The organism is Paenibacillus sp. FSL M8-0142, from assembly GCF_038597315.1.
Classification (GTDB): domain Bacteria; phylum Bacillota; class Bacilli; order Paenibacillales; family Paenibacillaceae; genus Paenibacillus_AQ; species Paenibacillus_AQ lactis.
In genome coordinates this window covers 4,497,882-4,511,942 of record NZ_CP152008.1, presented here as the reverse complement: position 1 = coordinate 4,511,942, position 14,061 = coordinate 4,497,882, and the positions used below count along the sequence as shown (strand labels likewise).

The 14,061-nt window shown below is 52.6% G+C and carries 13 protein-coding genes and 1 other annotated feature; all 13 genes read left to right on the top strand.

Annotated elements, in window-relative coordinates:
- The first annotated feature begins 105 nt into the window (after positions 1 to 105).
- Positions 106 to 1,389 (top strand): cell division protein FtsA, encoded by a 1,284-nt coding sequence (gene ftsA / locus NSQ46_RS20860; protein WP_007129472.1) that lies wholly within the window; start codon positions 106 to 108, stop codon positions 1,387 to 1,389.
- A gap of 57 nt (positions 1,390 to 1,446) precedes the next feature.
- On the top strand, positions 1,447 to 2,565 hold the full coding sequence (ftsZ, locus tag NSQ46_RS20855; protein WP_007129473.1) for a cell division protein FtsZ: 1,119 nt from the start codon (positions 1,447 to 1,449) through the stop codon (positions 2,563 to 2,565).
- Positions 2,566 to 2,955: 390 nt separating this feature from the next.
- Positions 2,956 to 3,972 carry a sigma-E processing peptidase SpoIIGA gene (spoIIGA, locus tag NSQ46_RS20850; protein WP_342577011.1) on the top strand — a complete coding sequence of 339 codons (1,017 nt, stop codon included), beginning with the start codon at positions 2,956 to 2,958 and terminating at the stop codon, positions 3,970 to 3,972.
- 144 nt (positions 3,973 to 4,116) lie between these two features.
- Positions 4,117 to 4,839, top strand: a complete 723-nt coding sequence (gene sigE, locus NSQ46_RS20845; protein ID WP_007129475.1) for an RNA polymerase sporulation sigma factor SigE — start codon at positions 4,117 to 4,119, stop codon at positions 4,837 to 4,839.
- Positions 4,840 to 4,916: 77 nt separating this feature from the next.
- On the top strand, positions 4,917 to 5,699 hold the full coding sequence (sigG, locus tag NSQ46_RS20840) for an RNA polymerase sporulation sigma factor SigG (protein ID WP_007129476.1): 783 nt from the start codon (positions 4,917 to 4,919) through the stop codon (positions 5,697 to 5,699).
- A gap of 162 nt (positions 5,700 to 5,861) precedes the next feature.
- Positions 5,862 to 6,203: a YlmC/YmxH family sporulation protein gene (locus NSQ46_RS20835; RefSeq protein ID WP_028406598.1), complete on the top strand. Its 342-nt coding sequence runs from the start codon at positions 5,862 to 5,864 to the stop codon at positions 6,201 to 6,203.
- Positions 6,204 to 6,316: 113 nt separating this feature from the next.
- The gene (gene pgeF, locus NSQ46_RS20830) at positions 6,317 to 7,174 is read left to right on the top strand and encodes a peptidoglycan editing factor PgeF (protein ID WP_007129478.1); all 858 of its coding nucleotides are present in this window, start codon (positions 6,317 to 6,319) and stop codon (positions 7,172 to 7,174) included.
- Between the two features lie 8 nt (positions 7,175 to 7,182).
- Positions 7,183 to 7,872: a YggS family pyridoxal phosphate-dependent enzyme gene (locus NSQ46_RS20825; RefSeq protein ID WP_040738455.1), complete on the top strand. Its 690-nt coding sequence runs from the start codon at positions 7,183 to 7,185 to the stop codon at positions 7,870 to 7,872.
- Between the two features lie 3 nt (positions 7,873 to 7,875).
- Positions 7,876 to 8,322: a cell division protein SepF gene (locus NSQ46_RS20820; RefSeq protein ID WP_007129480.1), complete on the top strand. Its 447-nt coding sequence runs from the start codon at positions 7,876 to 7,878 to the stop codon at positions 8,320 to 8,322.
- 8 nt (positions 8,323 to 8,330) lie between these two features.
- Positions 8,331 to 8,606, top strand: a complete 276-nt coding sequence (locus tag NSQ46_RS20815; protein ID WP_007129481.1) for a YggT family protein — start codon at positions 8,331 to 8,333, stop codon at positions 8,604 to 8,606.
- A 6-nt stretch (positions 8,607 to 8,612) separates the two neighbouring features.
- Positions 8,613 to 9,395: a YlmH/Sll1252 family protein gene (locus NSQ46_RS20810; RefSeq protein WP_007129482.1), complete on the top strand. Its 783-nt coding sequence runs from the start codon at positions 8,613 to 8,615 to the stop codon at positions 9,393 to 9,395.
- 172 nt (positions 9,396 to 9,567) lie between these two features.
- Positions 9,568 to 10,062: a DivIVA domain-containing protein gene (locus tag NSQ46_RS20805; RefSeq protein WP_007129483.1), complete on the top strand. Its 495-nt coding sequence runs from the start codon at positions 9,568 to 9,570 to the stop codon at positions 10,060 to 10,062.
- 64 nt (positions 10,063 to 10,126) lie between these two features.
- Positions 10,127 to 10,406: a binding site (T-box leader), on the top strand.
- Between the two features lie 65 nt (positions 10,407 to 10,471).
- A complete protein-coding gene (ileS, locus tag NSQ46_RS20800; protein ID WP_342574557.1) occupies positions 10,472 to 13,561 on the top strand; it encodes an isoleucine--tRNA ligase in 3,090 nt (1,029 codons plus the stop codon).
- Positions 13,562 to 14,061: the final 500 nt, after the last annotated feature.

The following is a 14,061-nucleotide window of genomic DNA, read 5'->3' as shown; positions in this document are numbered from 1 at the left end:
TAAAAATAATGTAGAAAAAAGAGGGATAGCCCCTTCCATGTTGAATAAGTAAAAATGTAAATCTTGAATGACGACTTTATTTTGTTAAACAGGAGGTGCCAGAGCTTGAGCAACAATGACATCATTGTTAGTTTGGACATCGGTACATCCAAAGTTCGTGCTATTATTGGGGAAGTTAATAATGGAACCTTTAATATTATTGGAGTTGGATCTGCCGACTCGGAGGGAATTCGTAAGGGTGCAATCGTAGATATCGACCAGACCGTACAATCCATTCGCAACGCTGTTGATCATGCGGAGCGTATGGTCGGTATTCAAATATCCGAAGTATATGTCGGCATATCCGGTAATCATATCGGACTTCAATCCAGCCACGGCGTTGTGGCAGTATCGAACGAGGATCGCGAGATTGGGGAAGAAGACATCGACCGCGTGCTGAAAGCCGCGGAGGTTGTGGCGCTTCCTCCCGATCGGGAAATAATCGATGTAGTGGCAAAGCAATTCGTAGTAGACGGGTTAGAAGGAATCTCCGACCCTCGAGGCATGATTGGTGTAAGGCTTGAGGTTGAAGCGACGATCATTACCGGCGCGAAGACGGCAATACATAATCTGCTCCGATGCGTGGAGAAATCAGGCTTGAAGGTCAAGGATCTTGTGCTGATTCCGCTAGGCGCCGGCCAATTGGCTCTCTCGAAGGACGAGAAGACGATGGGCTCGGTGCTCGTGGACGTAGGCGCAGGATCAACGACGCTTGCGGTGTTTGAAGAGGGAAGCATTGCAGCGACCTCCACGCTGCCGGTAGGCGGAGATTTCGTGACGAATGACATTGCGTACGGATTGCGGACGTTAACCGATCAGGCGGAGAAGGTCAAGCTGAAATACGGCTGTGCGCTCATGGAGAGCGCTGCGCCTGAAGTTACGTTTAAAGTAACGAGGATCGGAAGCAATGTGGACAAGGAGTTTAACCAAGAGGACCTGGCCGCCATCATCGAGCCTCGGGTTCAGGAAATATTCCAGCTGGTGCGTCAGGAAATCAAACGCCTGGGTTACAATGAGCTTCCGGGTGGTTATATACTTACCGGGGGCACGATGTCCATGCCTGGTGTGCTGCAGGTGGCACAGAACGAGCTGGCGACTTCCGTTCGGATTGCCGTTCCCGATTTTATCGGCGTGCGTGATCCGGGATACTGCAGCGGAGTCGGCATCCTCCATAATGCAATCCGGAATGTCCGAGTGCGCAGCAGTGCAGGAGGAAGCAGCAACAGCGGAAATAGCAAGAAACCGGTGAACCGCGCTAAGCCGCAAAATCCTGTCGCAGCAACTCAGGAGACCAGCCAGAAGCCGGGATTTATTGAACGCTTGAAAAAAATGTTCAGCGAGTTTATATAGCGGATTCATTTGACTGTGGACGTGCCATCCACGCACATTGAGGGGGAGATGGAATAGATGTTGGAATTTGATTTCGAAATGGAGAGCTTAGCTCAAATTAAAGTAATCGGTGTTGGCGGCGGCGGAAGCAATGCCGTCAACCGAATGATTGAAAACGGCGTGCAGGGCGTTGAGTTTATTACGGTAAATACGGATGCCCAAGCGCTCCATCTTGCTAAATCCGAACACAAGCTGCAAATCGGGGACAAGCTGACTCGAGGACTCGGAGCCGGCGCCAACCCGGAAGTAGGCAAAAAAGCCGCTGAGGAATCCCGCGATTTGATTATGAACACCTTAAAAGGTGCGGATATGGTATTCGTGACCGCCGGTATGGGCGGAGGCACGGGTACCGGAGCTGCTCCTGTCATTGCTGAAATCGCTAAGGAATGCGGAGCATTGACGGTCGGCGTCGTAACCCGCCCTTTCACATTTGAAGGACGCAAGCGTTCCTCTCATGCAGAGCTGGGCATCGAGGCTTTGAAGGAGAAGGTGGATACGCTTATTGTCATTCCAAACGACCGGCTTCTCGAGATTGTAGACAAGAAGACTCCGATGCTGGAAGCGTTCCGTGAAGCGGACAACGTTCTCCGCCAAGCGGTTCAAGGTATTTCCGACTTGATCGCGGTACCGGGTCTCATCAACCTCGACTTTGCCGACGTGAAGACGATTATGACAGAACGCGGATCAGCCCTGATGGGAATCGGAATGGCGACCGGCGAGAACCGCGCATCCGAGGCGGCCCGCAAGGCCATCATGAGCCCGCTGCTGGAAACGTCCATCGAGGGCGCACGCGGCGTCATCATGAATATTACCGGAGGAAACAATCTCTCCTTGTACGAGGTCAATGAAGCGGCCGAGATCGTAACCTCCGCTTCGGATCCGGAAGTGAACATGATCTTCGGTGCCATCATCGATGATAGCATGAAGGAAGAAATCAAGGTAACGGTGATTGCGACCGGTTTTGAGAGCAAGCCGATGCCGACACCGCCGGGACGGCGCCCAGCGATGCCGCAAAGCGAACAGCAGCCGGCCTCCGACAAGGGCAATGTGAATCTGAGACCATTCGGGAATCAGAGCACCAATGACCAGCTTGATATTCCTACATTCCTTCGCAATCGTTCGCGTAATAATGATTAATACGAATAAGCCTGCGCTTGTTGCCCCTGCGGCTAAAGCGCAGGTTTTTTTTGTTATGAAATCCGCCGCAAGTTTTAGGGAAGAGCCCTCCAGTGTCAGACTTTCGCGAATATCGCTTATACGAGATCATCCGGCTCAAAGCGCCGTCCCAGAGCAGCTTGTAACGCCGTCCACCCGGCATTGGCGGGGCGGGCTTCCCGTGCACCGTTCCCCTGTCTCTAAAAACTGCCCTCCATCGACAAAAAAAGTCTGCGAACGGCCCACAGGTTTAGACAGACTTTGATCCCTATTCTTCTTATACTAGTAGCATCTCCCAAAGCCTTGAAAAGAACAGACGCATCCGAGCGAACAAAGAGCGAAAAAGGAATTCAGACTAGGCGGGTGAAGATCCTGGTTGTTTATATCGATCTGATTTTTATCGTGAACCTGCTGATTGACGGGGTCCTGCTGGCCCTGACGGCCTGGATGCGAAGGACCAAGCTCAAGTGGTGGAGGCTTGCCTTGTCATCCGCGGCAGGGGCTCTCTATGTCGTCATGATGTTTGTCCCGGAGCTTTCCTTTCTGTACACCTTTCTGATCAAATTTGGACTGTCCCTGCTGATGCTGTGGATCGCATTCGGCTTTACCAGCCTGCAAAGCTATATTCACCATTTAGGCGCCTTTTACATGGTCAATTTCGCTGCGGCCGGGGGAATTATCGGCGTTCATTATTTGGTTCAGAATTCGGGGGAGCTGTTTAGCGGGATATGGTATACGGCAACCGGGGGATTATCGTTCGAGCTGAAAGTGGGGTTTTGGGCTGCGTGTATTACCTTTTTTGTAGTTGTATTCGGGTTTAAGGCCGTTCAGACCACGAAACGCAAAATGGAGAGCAGGGAAACGCTCCTGGGAGAGGTAACGGTATGGATCGGAAGCGAGAAAATAAGCTGCAGAGGCCTACTGGATACCGGCAATCAGCTCAGCGATCCTTTGACTCGTACACCCGTAATGGTCATGGAGGCCTCGCTCTGGGAATCGTTCCTGCCGGAGGGATGGAGCGAGCGGCTGGTAGAAGGAGAGCCTGACCGGCTGATTATGGATCTGGGGATGGAGGAATTTGAATGGCAGGATCGCCTGCGGCTCGTTCCTTATCGCGGCGTGAACCGCGGAGCAGCCTTCATGCTCGCCTTGAAACCGGATGCAGTCCGAATTGAGCTCGGCGGCATCGAATATACGACTACCAAAGTACTGATCGGTGTAGACGGAGGCACCCTGTCCGGGGACAGAGCCTATCGGGCTATTATCCACCCGGCGCTAACGGAAGGTGAGGGAGCTCCGAATACTTCTTCGAATGCCGCAGCAGATGCGGCAGCAGCGGTAGGGAGCACCCATGGCGCAGGACCGGAGCAAGCCAAGCCGGCAGGATGAGCTTATGAAGGAGTCTTTGAAAACTTGGGTGTATACCGCTTTCTATGAAACCTATGATTCATGTCCGTTTTCCCTTCGGGAAAGCCCGCAGGCATAGTATCAAACGTTCGTTTCCCATCAGGAAAACTTTTAGGAGGATAAGAGATGCCCGTAAAATGGAGATTAGCGCTGCAGCTTCAATATTATCGCGTATTGTTTTTGCTAGGCTTGAAAAGTCAGGAAATCTACTATATCGGAGGAAGCGAGGCCCTTCCGCCTCCGCTTACGAAAGAGGAAGAAGAATACCTGCTGAAAAAGCTGCCGTCAGGCGATGCGGCAACCCGGGCCATGCTGATCGAACGCAATCTTCGTCTTGTCGTGTATATTGCCCGCAAATTCGAGAACACGGGCATCAATATCGAGGATTTGGTGTCGATCGGCGCCATCGGATTGATTAAAGCGGTCAATACATTCGATCCCGAGAAAAAAATCAAGCTTGCCACTTACGCCTCCCGCTGCATCGAAAACGAGATTTTGATGTATTTGAGGCGCAACAATAAAACGCGGAGCGAGGTTTCCTTTGACGAGCCGCTCAATATTGACTGGGACGGCAATGAGCTGCTGCTCTCCGACGTGCTCGGCACCGAGAATGATACCATCTACCGCAACATCGAGGAGCAGGTTGACCGAAAGCTGCTGCAAAAGGCGCTGGATAAGCTGAGCGACCGGGAGCGGATGATTATGGAGCTTCGATTCGGCCTCCAGGACGGGGAGGAAAAGACGCAAAAGGACGTTGCCGACCTGCTTGGCATCTCGCAATCCTACATTTCCCGATTGGAGAAGAGAATTATAAAGCGGCTCCGGAAGGAATTCAACAAGATGGTGTAACTGGAAAAGGCAAGGAATAAAATAACCCCCCTCGGAGATAATGTACAGTAATGTTTCTCCTTGGGAGGTTAGTCATCATGACGCGAAACAAAGTTGAAATTTGTGGTGTGGATACGTCGAAGCTGCCGGTTTTGACGAATGTGGAAATGAGGGAGCTGTTCCATGATCTGCAGCAGAACAACGAACGGTCAGCTCGAGAAAAATTGGTGAATGGAAATTTGAGGCTGGTCCTCAGCGTCATCCAGCGTTTTAACAATCGGGGGGAATTTGTTGACGATCTGTTTCAGGTCGGCTGCATCGGTCTGATGAAAGCCATCGACAATTTCGATTTGTCGCAAAACGTAAAATTTTCCACGTATGCCGTACCGATGATTATCGGAGAAATACGCCGTTACTTAAGGGATAACAATCCGATTCGCGTCTCGCGCTCCCTGCGTGATATCGCCTACAAGGCGCTGCAGGTCAGAGACCAGCTGACGAATGCGAATTCGCGCGAACCGACCATTTTTGAAATTTCCGAAGCGCTGAACGTGCCCAAGGAAGATGTTGTATTTGCACTTGATGCCATTCAAGATCCTGTCTCCTTGTTCGAGCCGATCTACCATGACGGCGGCGACCCGATTTATGTGATGGACCAGATTAGCGACGACAAGAACAAGGATATTTCCTGGATCGAGGAAATCGCGCTCCGGGAAGCGATGCATAAGCTCGGACAGCGCGAGAAAATGATTTTGTCCATGCGTTTCTACGAAGGGAAAACCCAGATGGAGGTCGCCGACGAAATCGGCATCTCGCAGGCGCAGGTGTCCAGACTGGAGAAGTCAGCGATCAAACAGATGCAGAAGCACGTAAAAACTTAAAGTTGTACCGCTATCAAACCCAAAACATAACGATCCCCATTTACGGGATCGTTTTTTTTAATGAAAATAAGCTATTTTACGCGTTTTGCTCATATAGTATACCAAGGGATTCCAGAGGGCTTTGATTGAGCTCCGATTAAATACATCTAAGGTGTGATGCGGATGATACCAGATAATCAGATGGTGGGGAAAAAGATGAAAATATCCGATTTTCAAACGAAGGATGTTATTAATATTATCGACGGGAAGCGGCTAGGCCAGATCAGCGATCTGGAGCTTGACCTGCGTCAAGGACGGATCGAGGCGATCGTGGTGCCCAGCTACGGAAAGTTTATGGGATTGTTCGGGGGCGGAAGCGATCTGATCATTCCTTGGCGCAATATCGTAAAGATCGGGTCGGACGTTGTCCTGGTTAAAATGGAGGAGCTTAGACGCGTGCCGGAGGAAGAGGGCGCGGTGGAATATTTGGACCGGCCGAACGGGCATGACAGAAGAAATTTTTGAACATGTCAGAAAGGAAATGGATTATCCTATCCAGCGATTTGCAAATGCAGCAACGGATAGCGGTGTCTCCGGGCTGCGTTTTCTGTTACACTGGGATAGAGGTGAGTGATTCGATGGAACCTTTCGTAAAACAACATCAGCAGGAATGCGGACGGTTTGTGCTGGAAAGCTGGGAGCGCGGTGCGCCGGACGGTAGGCTCGCCGCGGGGTTTACCGGGCGGCATGGCGGGGTCAGCGCGAAGCCCTATGACAGCCTGAATTTGGCATTTCATGTAGGGGACGTTCCCGAACATGTCATTGAGAACCGGAGGCGGATAGCCGGAGCGCTTGGCTTCTCCCTGGAAGACTGGACGTGCGGCGAGCAGGTCCACAGCGGGGATGTCGCGATTGTCCGGGCAGGGGATCGGGGAAGAGGCAGCCTCGACCGTGATTCCGCCTTTCAGGATACGGATGGACTGGTTACGAACGTGCCGGGCATTCTATTGACATCCTTTTACGCGGATTGCGTACCGCTGTATTTCTGGGACCCGGCAACGGAGGCGGTCGGTCTTGCCCATGCCGGTTGGAAGGGTACGGTCGCCGGCATTGCCGGGAACATGGTCAGCGCGATGACAAGCGAATATGGCAGCGATCCGAGCCAGATTCGGGCTGCGATCGGCCCCTCGATTGGAGCCTGCTGTTATGAGGTCGATGATCGCGTCATGGAGCGCGTAAGACAGCTGCTCCTGTCGCCGCAGGATTCCGAGGAGAACCCGCAATCTGCCATGTATATCGACAAGGGAAACGGGAAATACATGCTGAACTTGAAAGAAATAAACAGACGCATTATGATTAAAGCAGGAATATTGGCGGAACATATCGAATGTACAACATGGTGTACAAGCTGTAATAACGACTTGTTCTTCTCGTATCGCAAGGACGGGGGAACGACAGGTCGTATGGCAAGCTGGATCGGGATGAGAAAGAGGTGAGTCGTCCCTTGAGTTTGAAGGAACGTATCGATCAGGTAGAACAGCGAATCACGGAGGCATGCGCGCGCAGCGGCCGGGACCGGAGTGAGGTCAATGTCATCGCCGTAACGAAGTATGTCTCCTTGGATACGACAGCTTCGGTACTGGATCAGGGGCTCCGGCATATCGGCGAGAACCGCTGGCAGGATGCCCAGCACAAATGGCAGGCCCTTGGAGACCGCGGTACATGGCATTTTATCGGCCATCTCCAGACGAACAAGGTCAAAGACGTGATCGATAAATTTCAATATATTCATTCACTGGACCGCTTATCGCTGGCGAAGGAGCTTAACAAGAGGGCTGCAGCCCTGGATCTTCAGGTATCTGCGTTCATGCAGGTGAATATCTCGGGCGAGGAATCGAAATACGGCCTTCCTCCCGAGCAAGCGGCAGATTTCTTGAAGGGGATCGCGGATTTGTCCCATGTAAAGGTCATCGGATTGATGACAATGGCTCCCTATGAATCATTGGCGGAGCATACGCGTCCCGTATTCCGCGGCTTAAGACAACTAAGAGATGAGCTGAATCGGCAGGCGCTGACGAAGGAGCCGTTGACGGAATTGTCTATGGGCATGTCAAACGATTTTGAAGTGGCTGTTGAGGAAGGGGCGACCTGGGTGCGTCTCGGCTCGATTTTAGTAGGGAAAGAGGAGGAGTGAGGGATGGGCGTGATGAACCGGTTTATGAATTTCTTGGGATTGCAGGATGAGGAAGAGGTTGTGGAGCGTGAAGTGCTTGCCGCACAGGACGAGCCGGTGGAGCCGACGCCGTTCGAGCAGCGCAAAAGCCAAAAGGGCGGCAATATCGTCAGCATCCATTCCCAGAAGAATGTTAAGGTAGTATTAGTCGAGCCTCGTTCATATGATGAAGCACAGGAGATTGCAGACCATCTCCGATCCTTCCGGACCGTCGTCGTGAACCTGCAGCGCGTCCGCAACGATCAAGCGCTGCGCATCATTGATTTTCTTAGCGGGACGGTGTACGCGCTGAGCGGAGGCATATCGAAGGTAGGCGGCAATATTTTTCTGTGCACCCCGGATACGGTTGAAATCCAGGGCTCCATCTCGGAGATATTGGCAGACGAGCATGACTATACGAGAATGAGGTGACCTAGACTTTGTCAGTGGAAATTTTCCAAATTGTACGTACGCTGTTCCAAATCTATTTTTATATGATTTTGATCTATGTGTTAATGTCATGGCTTCCGAATGTGAGGGAGAGCTTTGTCGGGGAGCTCCTGGGCAAGCTCGTGGAGCCGTATCTGTCCCCGTTTCGCCGGTTTATTCCGCCGATCATGGGCATGATCGACATCTCCCCGATCATTGCATTATTCGTCCTGCAGCTAGCCGAGCGGGGAGTTTATGCTATTCTGGAATTCTTTCTTAGCAGGTGACGAACGATGAAACCGGGCATCTATGAGCATTTTCACCAAGACGAGCGCGAGTTCGTCGACCGGGCCTGGGAATGGGTCGCCAACGCAGGACAGTATCACGAGGTGAAGCTGACGGACTTTCTCGACCCTCGCCAACGCTTCATTCTGGAGACGCTTGTGAACCGGCACCCTGACGTCCATGCCGCTTTTGAGGGCGGCTATGCGGATGCCGAGCGGGTACGCGCAATCATTGCGCCCGATTACCGCGAGCTGGACGGCGAAGACTTCAAAATCAAGGTGCTCAGCATCACGTCGGGAGATCAGAAGCTCCTGGAGCTCGAGCACGGGGATTATATGGGCTCGATTCTCGGCCTCGGCATCAAGCGTTCGAAAATTGGAGATATTCATGTCATCGAAAGCGGATGCCATGCCGTCGTATCGGAGGAGATCGGCTCTTTCCTGAACTTAAACCTGAGCCAGGTGCACAGGGTGCATGTGATGACTGAGCTTCTGCCGATGGACAAGCTGCAGGCAGCCGAGACGAAGCTTGAAACGATGGACATTACGGTATCCTCGCTTAGACTCGACGGCATTGCCAGCGATGCACACCGGATCAGCCGGACGAAGATCGTCGTTCCGATCAAAGCCGGACGGTGCCGGGTGAACTGGAAGGTAGAAGAGGATCCGTCAACCAATTTAAAAGAAGGCGATGTCGTCTCCATACAGGGAATGGGCAGATTTGCCGTACTGGAGATCGGCGGCCTGACGAAGAAAGGGCGGTACCGTGTCAAGGTTGGTAAATATGTCTGACCTTTGAAGGAATTGCCGTTTTTTTGTCGAAATCATTTAGGACGTACATTCAAAATGCGGAATGAATTGCCGATAAATCAGAATGACCGCTATTGTCCTCATGGACGGGTGGTCTGGCTTATACAGCGGATAAACCGTCTTGTGAGGCCCATATATTTAGGAGGTGCACACCATGCCATTGACACCGCTTGATATACATAACAAAGAATTTGCCCGTCGAATTCGCGGTTATGATGAGGACGAGGTCAACGAGTTTTTGGACCAGGTCATTAAAGATTACGAGAGCGTCATTCGGGAGAATAAAGAGCTCGGAAATCAGCTGATGGCGATGCAGGAGAAGCTGGATCATTTCGCCAACATCGAAGAAACCTTGTCCAAGACAATCATCGTAGCCCAAGAGGCTGCCGATGAGGTAAAGAATAATGCGAAGAAGGAAGCGCAGCTTATCGTGAAGGAAGCGGAGAAGAACGCGGACCGGATCATTAACGAGGCGCTCGGAAAATCCCGTAAAATTGCGTTGGAAGTAGAAGAGCTCAAGAAGCAGGCGTCGATCTACCGCACCCGGTTCCGTTCTCTTGTGGAGGCTCAGCTGGAGCTGCTGAAGCAGGACGGATGGGAGACCTTAGAAAGCCGCGAACCGAGCCTGGAGCCTAAAGAGGTGTACTAGGCGGGGCGGCCTTGACTTTTCCCCTGAAGTCGTCTATAACTAATATCATATTCTTGATTATGATGAAAATTTGTTGATGGGAACAGTAGGCAGAGGAATTGTCCTTCAGAGAGCCGGCATTTGCTGAGAGTCGGCGGTCAGTCCTGGGCTGAAGATCATCCCGGAGAAGCGAAGCTGAAGCGTGATCGTAACGTGCGTAAGCTGAGCCGTCCGCCGAACGTTATATCGGACCATGCCGGTAGTTATAGGCATGGACATTGAGGTGTCGCCCGGGACAGTCGTTCACGGCTGGGTTTGCGGGCGGAATTAGGGTGGTAGCGCGAGAACAGGTTCTCGTCCCTTTCGGGATGAGGGCCTTTTTTTATTCCCTTGAGGAACTTTACTCACATTAGTGAAAGGAAGATCTGCAATGAACAGAGTAGACGTGAAAGAGAAGGCGCGGGCCAGAGAGCTTCGCATCCTCGACAAATGGAATAAGGAGAACACGTTCAAGAAGTCGATCGAGCGCCGGGCGGGCAAGCCGAACTATGTTTTCTATGAAGGGCCGCCGACAGCTAACGGTGCACCGCATATCGGCCATGTGTTAGGCCGGGTAATCAAGGATTTCGTAGGCCGATACCAAACGATGAAGGGCTTCCATGTTGTCCGCAAAGCGGGCTGGGATACGCACGGGCTTCCGGTTGAATTGGGCGTTGAGAAGCAGCTTGGCATTTCCGGCAAGCAGGAGATCGAGAATTACGGCGTAGAGGCGTTCATCAAGAAATGTAAAGCCAGCGTGTTCGAATATGAGCATAAGTGGCGCGAGCTGACTGAAGCGATTGCCTACTGGACCGATCTGGACCACCCTTACATTACGCTGGAGAACAACTATATCGAGAGCGTATGGAATATTTTGGCGACGATTCATGACAAGGGGCTGCTGTACCGCGGCCACCGCGTGAGCCCGTACTGCCCTTGCTGCCAGACGACGCTGAGCTCCCACGAAGTGGCCCAGGGCTATGAAGATGTGAAGGATTTGAGTGCAACGGCGAAGTTCAAGCTGCATGACAGCGGTGAGTACATCCTTGCATGGACGACGACGCCATGGACCCTGCCATCCCACGTCGCGCTTGCGGTGAACCCGAATATGGAATATGCACGTGTCCAGCAGGAGGACGGCATCTACATCGTGGCGAAAAACCTGGTGGAAGACGTCATGAAGGGCGAGTACACCGTCCTGTCTACGCTCCAAGGCTCCGAGCTGGTCGGCCAATCTTATACACCTCCTTTCACCTATGTGAAGGCCGAAAAGGCGAATATCGTTGTCGGAGCATCGTTTGTTACGGATGCAAGCGGTACGGGGATCGTGCACATGGCTCCGGCCCACGGGGAAGACGACTACCGCGTATGCCGTGAGAACGGCATCAGCTTCGTAAGCGTCGTAAACGGTCAGGGACGGTATACGGACGAGGTCACGGATTTTGCCGGACGCTTCGTGAAGGATTGCGATCTGGACATCGTGAAGACCCTTTCGGAGAAGGGGCTGCTGTACAGCAAAGAGAAGTACGAGCACAGCTATCCGTTCTGCTGGCGCTGCAAATCGCCGCTGCTCTACTATGCAATGGAAAGCTGGTTTATCGAAACGACCGCGGTCAAGGATCAGCTCATCGCGAACAACAACGAGGTGACCTGGTATCCTGGCCATGTGCGCGAAGGCCGCTTTGGCAAGTTCCTTGAGGATCTGGTGGATTGGAATATCAGCCGGAACCGGTATTGGGGAACGCCGCTGAACGTGTGGGTGTGCGGAACATGCGACGGACAATTTGCGCCGCACAGCATCGCGGAGCTTCGTGCCCAAGCGGTAGGCGAGGTCTCCGAGGATCTGGAGCTGCATAAGCCGTACGTGGATGAAGTCAAGGTGAAATGCCCGCATTGCGACGGCGGCGTCATGGAACGGACCTCCGAAGTGATCGACGTCTGGTTTGACAGTGGATCGATGCCGTTCGCGCAGTACCATTTTCCGTTCGAGGATAATGAGAAATTCGCGCAGCAGTTCCCTGCCGATATGATCTGCGAAGGGATTGACCAGACACGGGGCTGGTTCTACAGCTTGCTCGCGGTATCGACGCTGTTTACGGGCAAGGCGCCATATAAGGCGGTTATGGCTACGGGGCATATCCTGGACGAGAACGGGCAAAAAATGTCCAAATCCAAAGGAAACGTCATCGATCCTTGGGAAATCATCGAGGAATACGGCACCGACGCGTTCCGCTGGGCACTGCTTGCCGACAGTGCGCCATGGAACAGCAAACGCTTCTCCAAGGGCATCGTAGGGGAAGCCAAGTCGAAGGTCATCGATACCCTTGTGAACACCCATGCCTTCCTGACGTTGTATGCCGGAATCGATGGCTACAATCCGGCGGAGCATCCATTCAAGGGCTCGGACAACAAGCTCGACCGCTGGATTCTGTCCCGCCTGAACAGCTTGATTCAAGTCGTGGACAAAGGGCTGTCGGTGAACGACTTCTTGAATGCGGCGAAAGCGATCGAAGCGTTTGTCGATGAGCTGAGCAACTGGTATATCCGTCGTTCGCGGGACCGCTTCTGGGGCAGCGGCCTCGGTGAAGATAAGCTGGCCGCCTACGGAACGCTGACCCATGTGCTGCTGACGGTTGCCAAACTGATGGCTCCGTTTACGCCGATGCTGTCAGAGGATATTTTCGTAAACCTTGGCGGCGGAGAGAGTGTGCATTTGGCCGACTTCCCTGAAGCGGACGAAGCGTTGATCGACAAGTCGCTCGAGCAGGACATGGAGACGGCAAGACAGATCGTCGAGCTTGCCCGCAATGTCCGCAACGAGACCGGCATTAAGACACGTCAACCGCTCTCCGAGCTGATTATCTCGATGGATCGCCAATTTGATCTTGCCGGGTATGAGGCGATCATCAGGGACGAAATCAATGTGAAGTCAATCATCGTGGAAACGAGCGACAGCGGCTTTGTTGATTTTACCTTGAAGATGAACCTGAAGGTGGCGGGCAAAAAGTACGGTAAAAATGTCGGCTTCCTGCAAGGCTTCCTGAAGGGCATGAGCAGCGATGAAACGCGTGCGGTCGTTCAGAACGGCGGCGTGAACGTCACTTCGCCGGATGGGGAAGAGCTGCAGATTACGTCGGAAGAGCTGCTGATCGAGAAAAAAGCGAAGGAAGGCTTCGCTTCCGCGTCCGGCTATGGATTGACGGTAGCCCTCAACACCGACATTACGCCTGAGCTTGAGCAGGAAGGCTGGGTGCGCGAGGTCGTGCGGGCCGTGCAAGACACCCGGAAGAAGCTGGACCTCGCGATCGAGAAGCGTGTCAATCTGACGCTGGATACGGATGAGGAACTGAAGGCGGCGATTACGGCATTCGAACAAGTGCTGCGCGAGAATGTGCTCGTCAATGAGCTGCATTTCGGCAAAGCGGGCGATATGGAACGGGTTGAGCTCGGTGGAAAGACAATCGGGATTTCCATTGCTTAAATCCGGTATGAAGGCGAAAGTCCTGATGATTGCGAGATTCCGGATGATTACGAAATTCGGGATGATTGCTTAAATTCGGATCAATAAGACAGGGCAGTATCGCCAAGAGCTTATAATCCTGAACGCGAATCTTTATAAGAACGACAAGACCATGGAGCGGCAAAGCGGCCTCCATGGTCTTTTTTATATTGGAGCCTAAAAGAACTTGTATTGGCTGAACTGGGCAAATGTGAGCGATTGTTCGCACCAGAAGTACCTAAAAGGGACTTGTTTGGTCCAGAGAGGGCGGTTTCCGTATCAGAAGTACCTAAAAGGGACTTGTTCCGGTCAGAGAGGGCGGTTTCCGCACCAGAAGTACCTAAAAGGGACTTGCTCGGTCCAGAGAGGGCAGTTTTCGCACCAGAAGTACCTAAAAGGGACTTGCTCGGTCCAAAGAGGGCGGTTTTCGCACCAGAAGTACCTAAAAGGGACTTGTTCCGGTCAGAGAGGGCGGTTTCCGC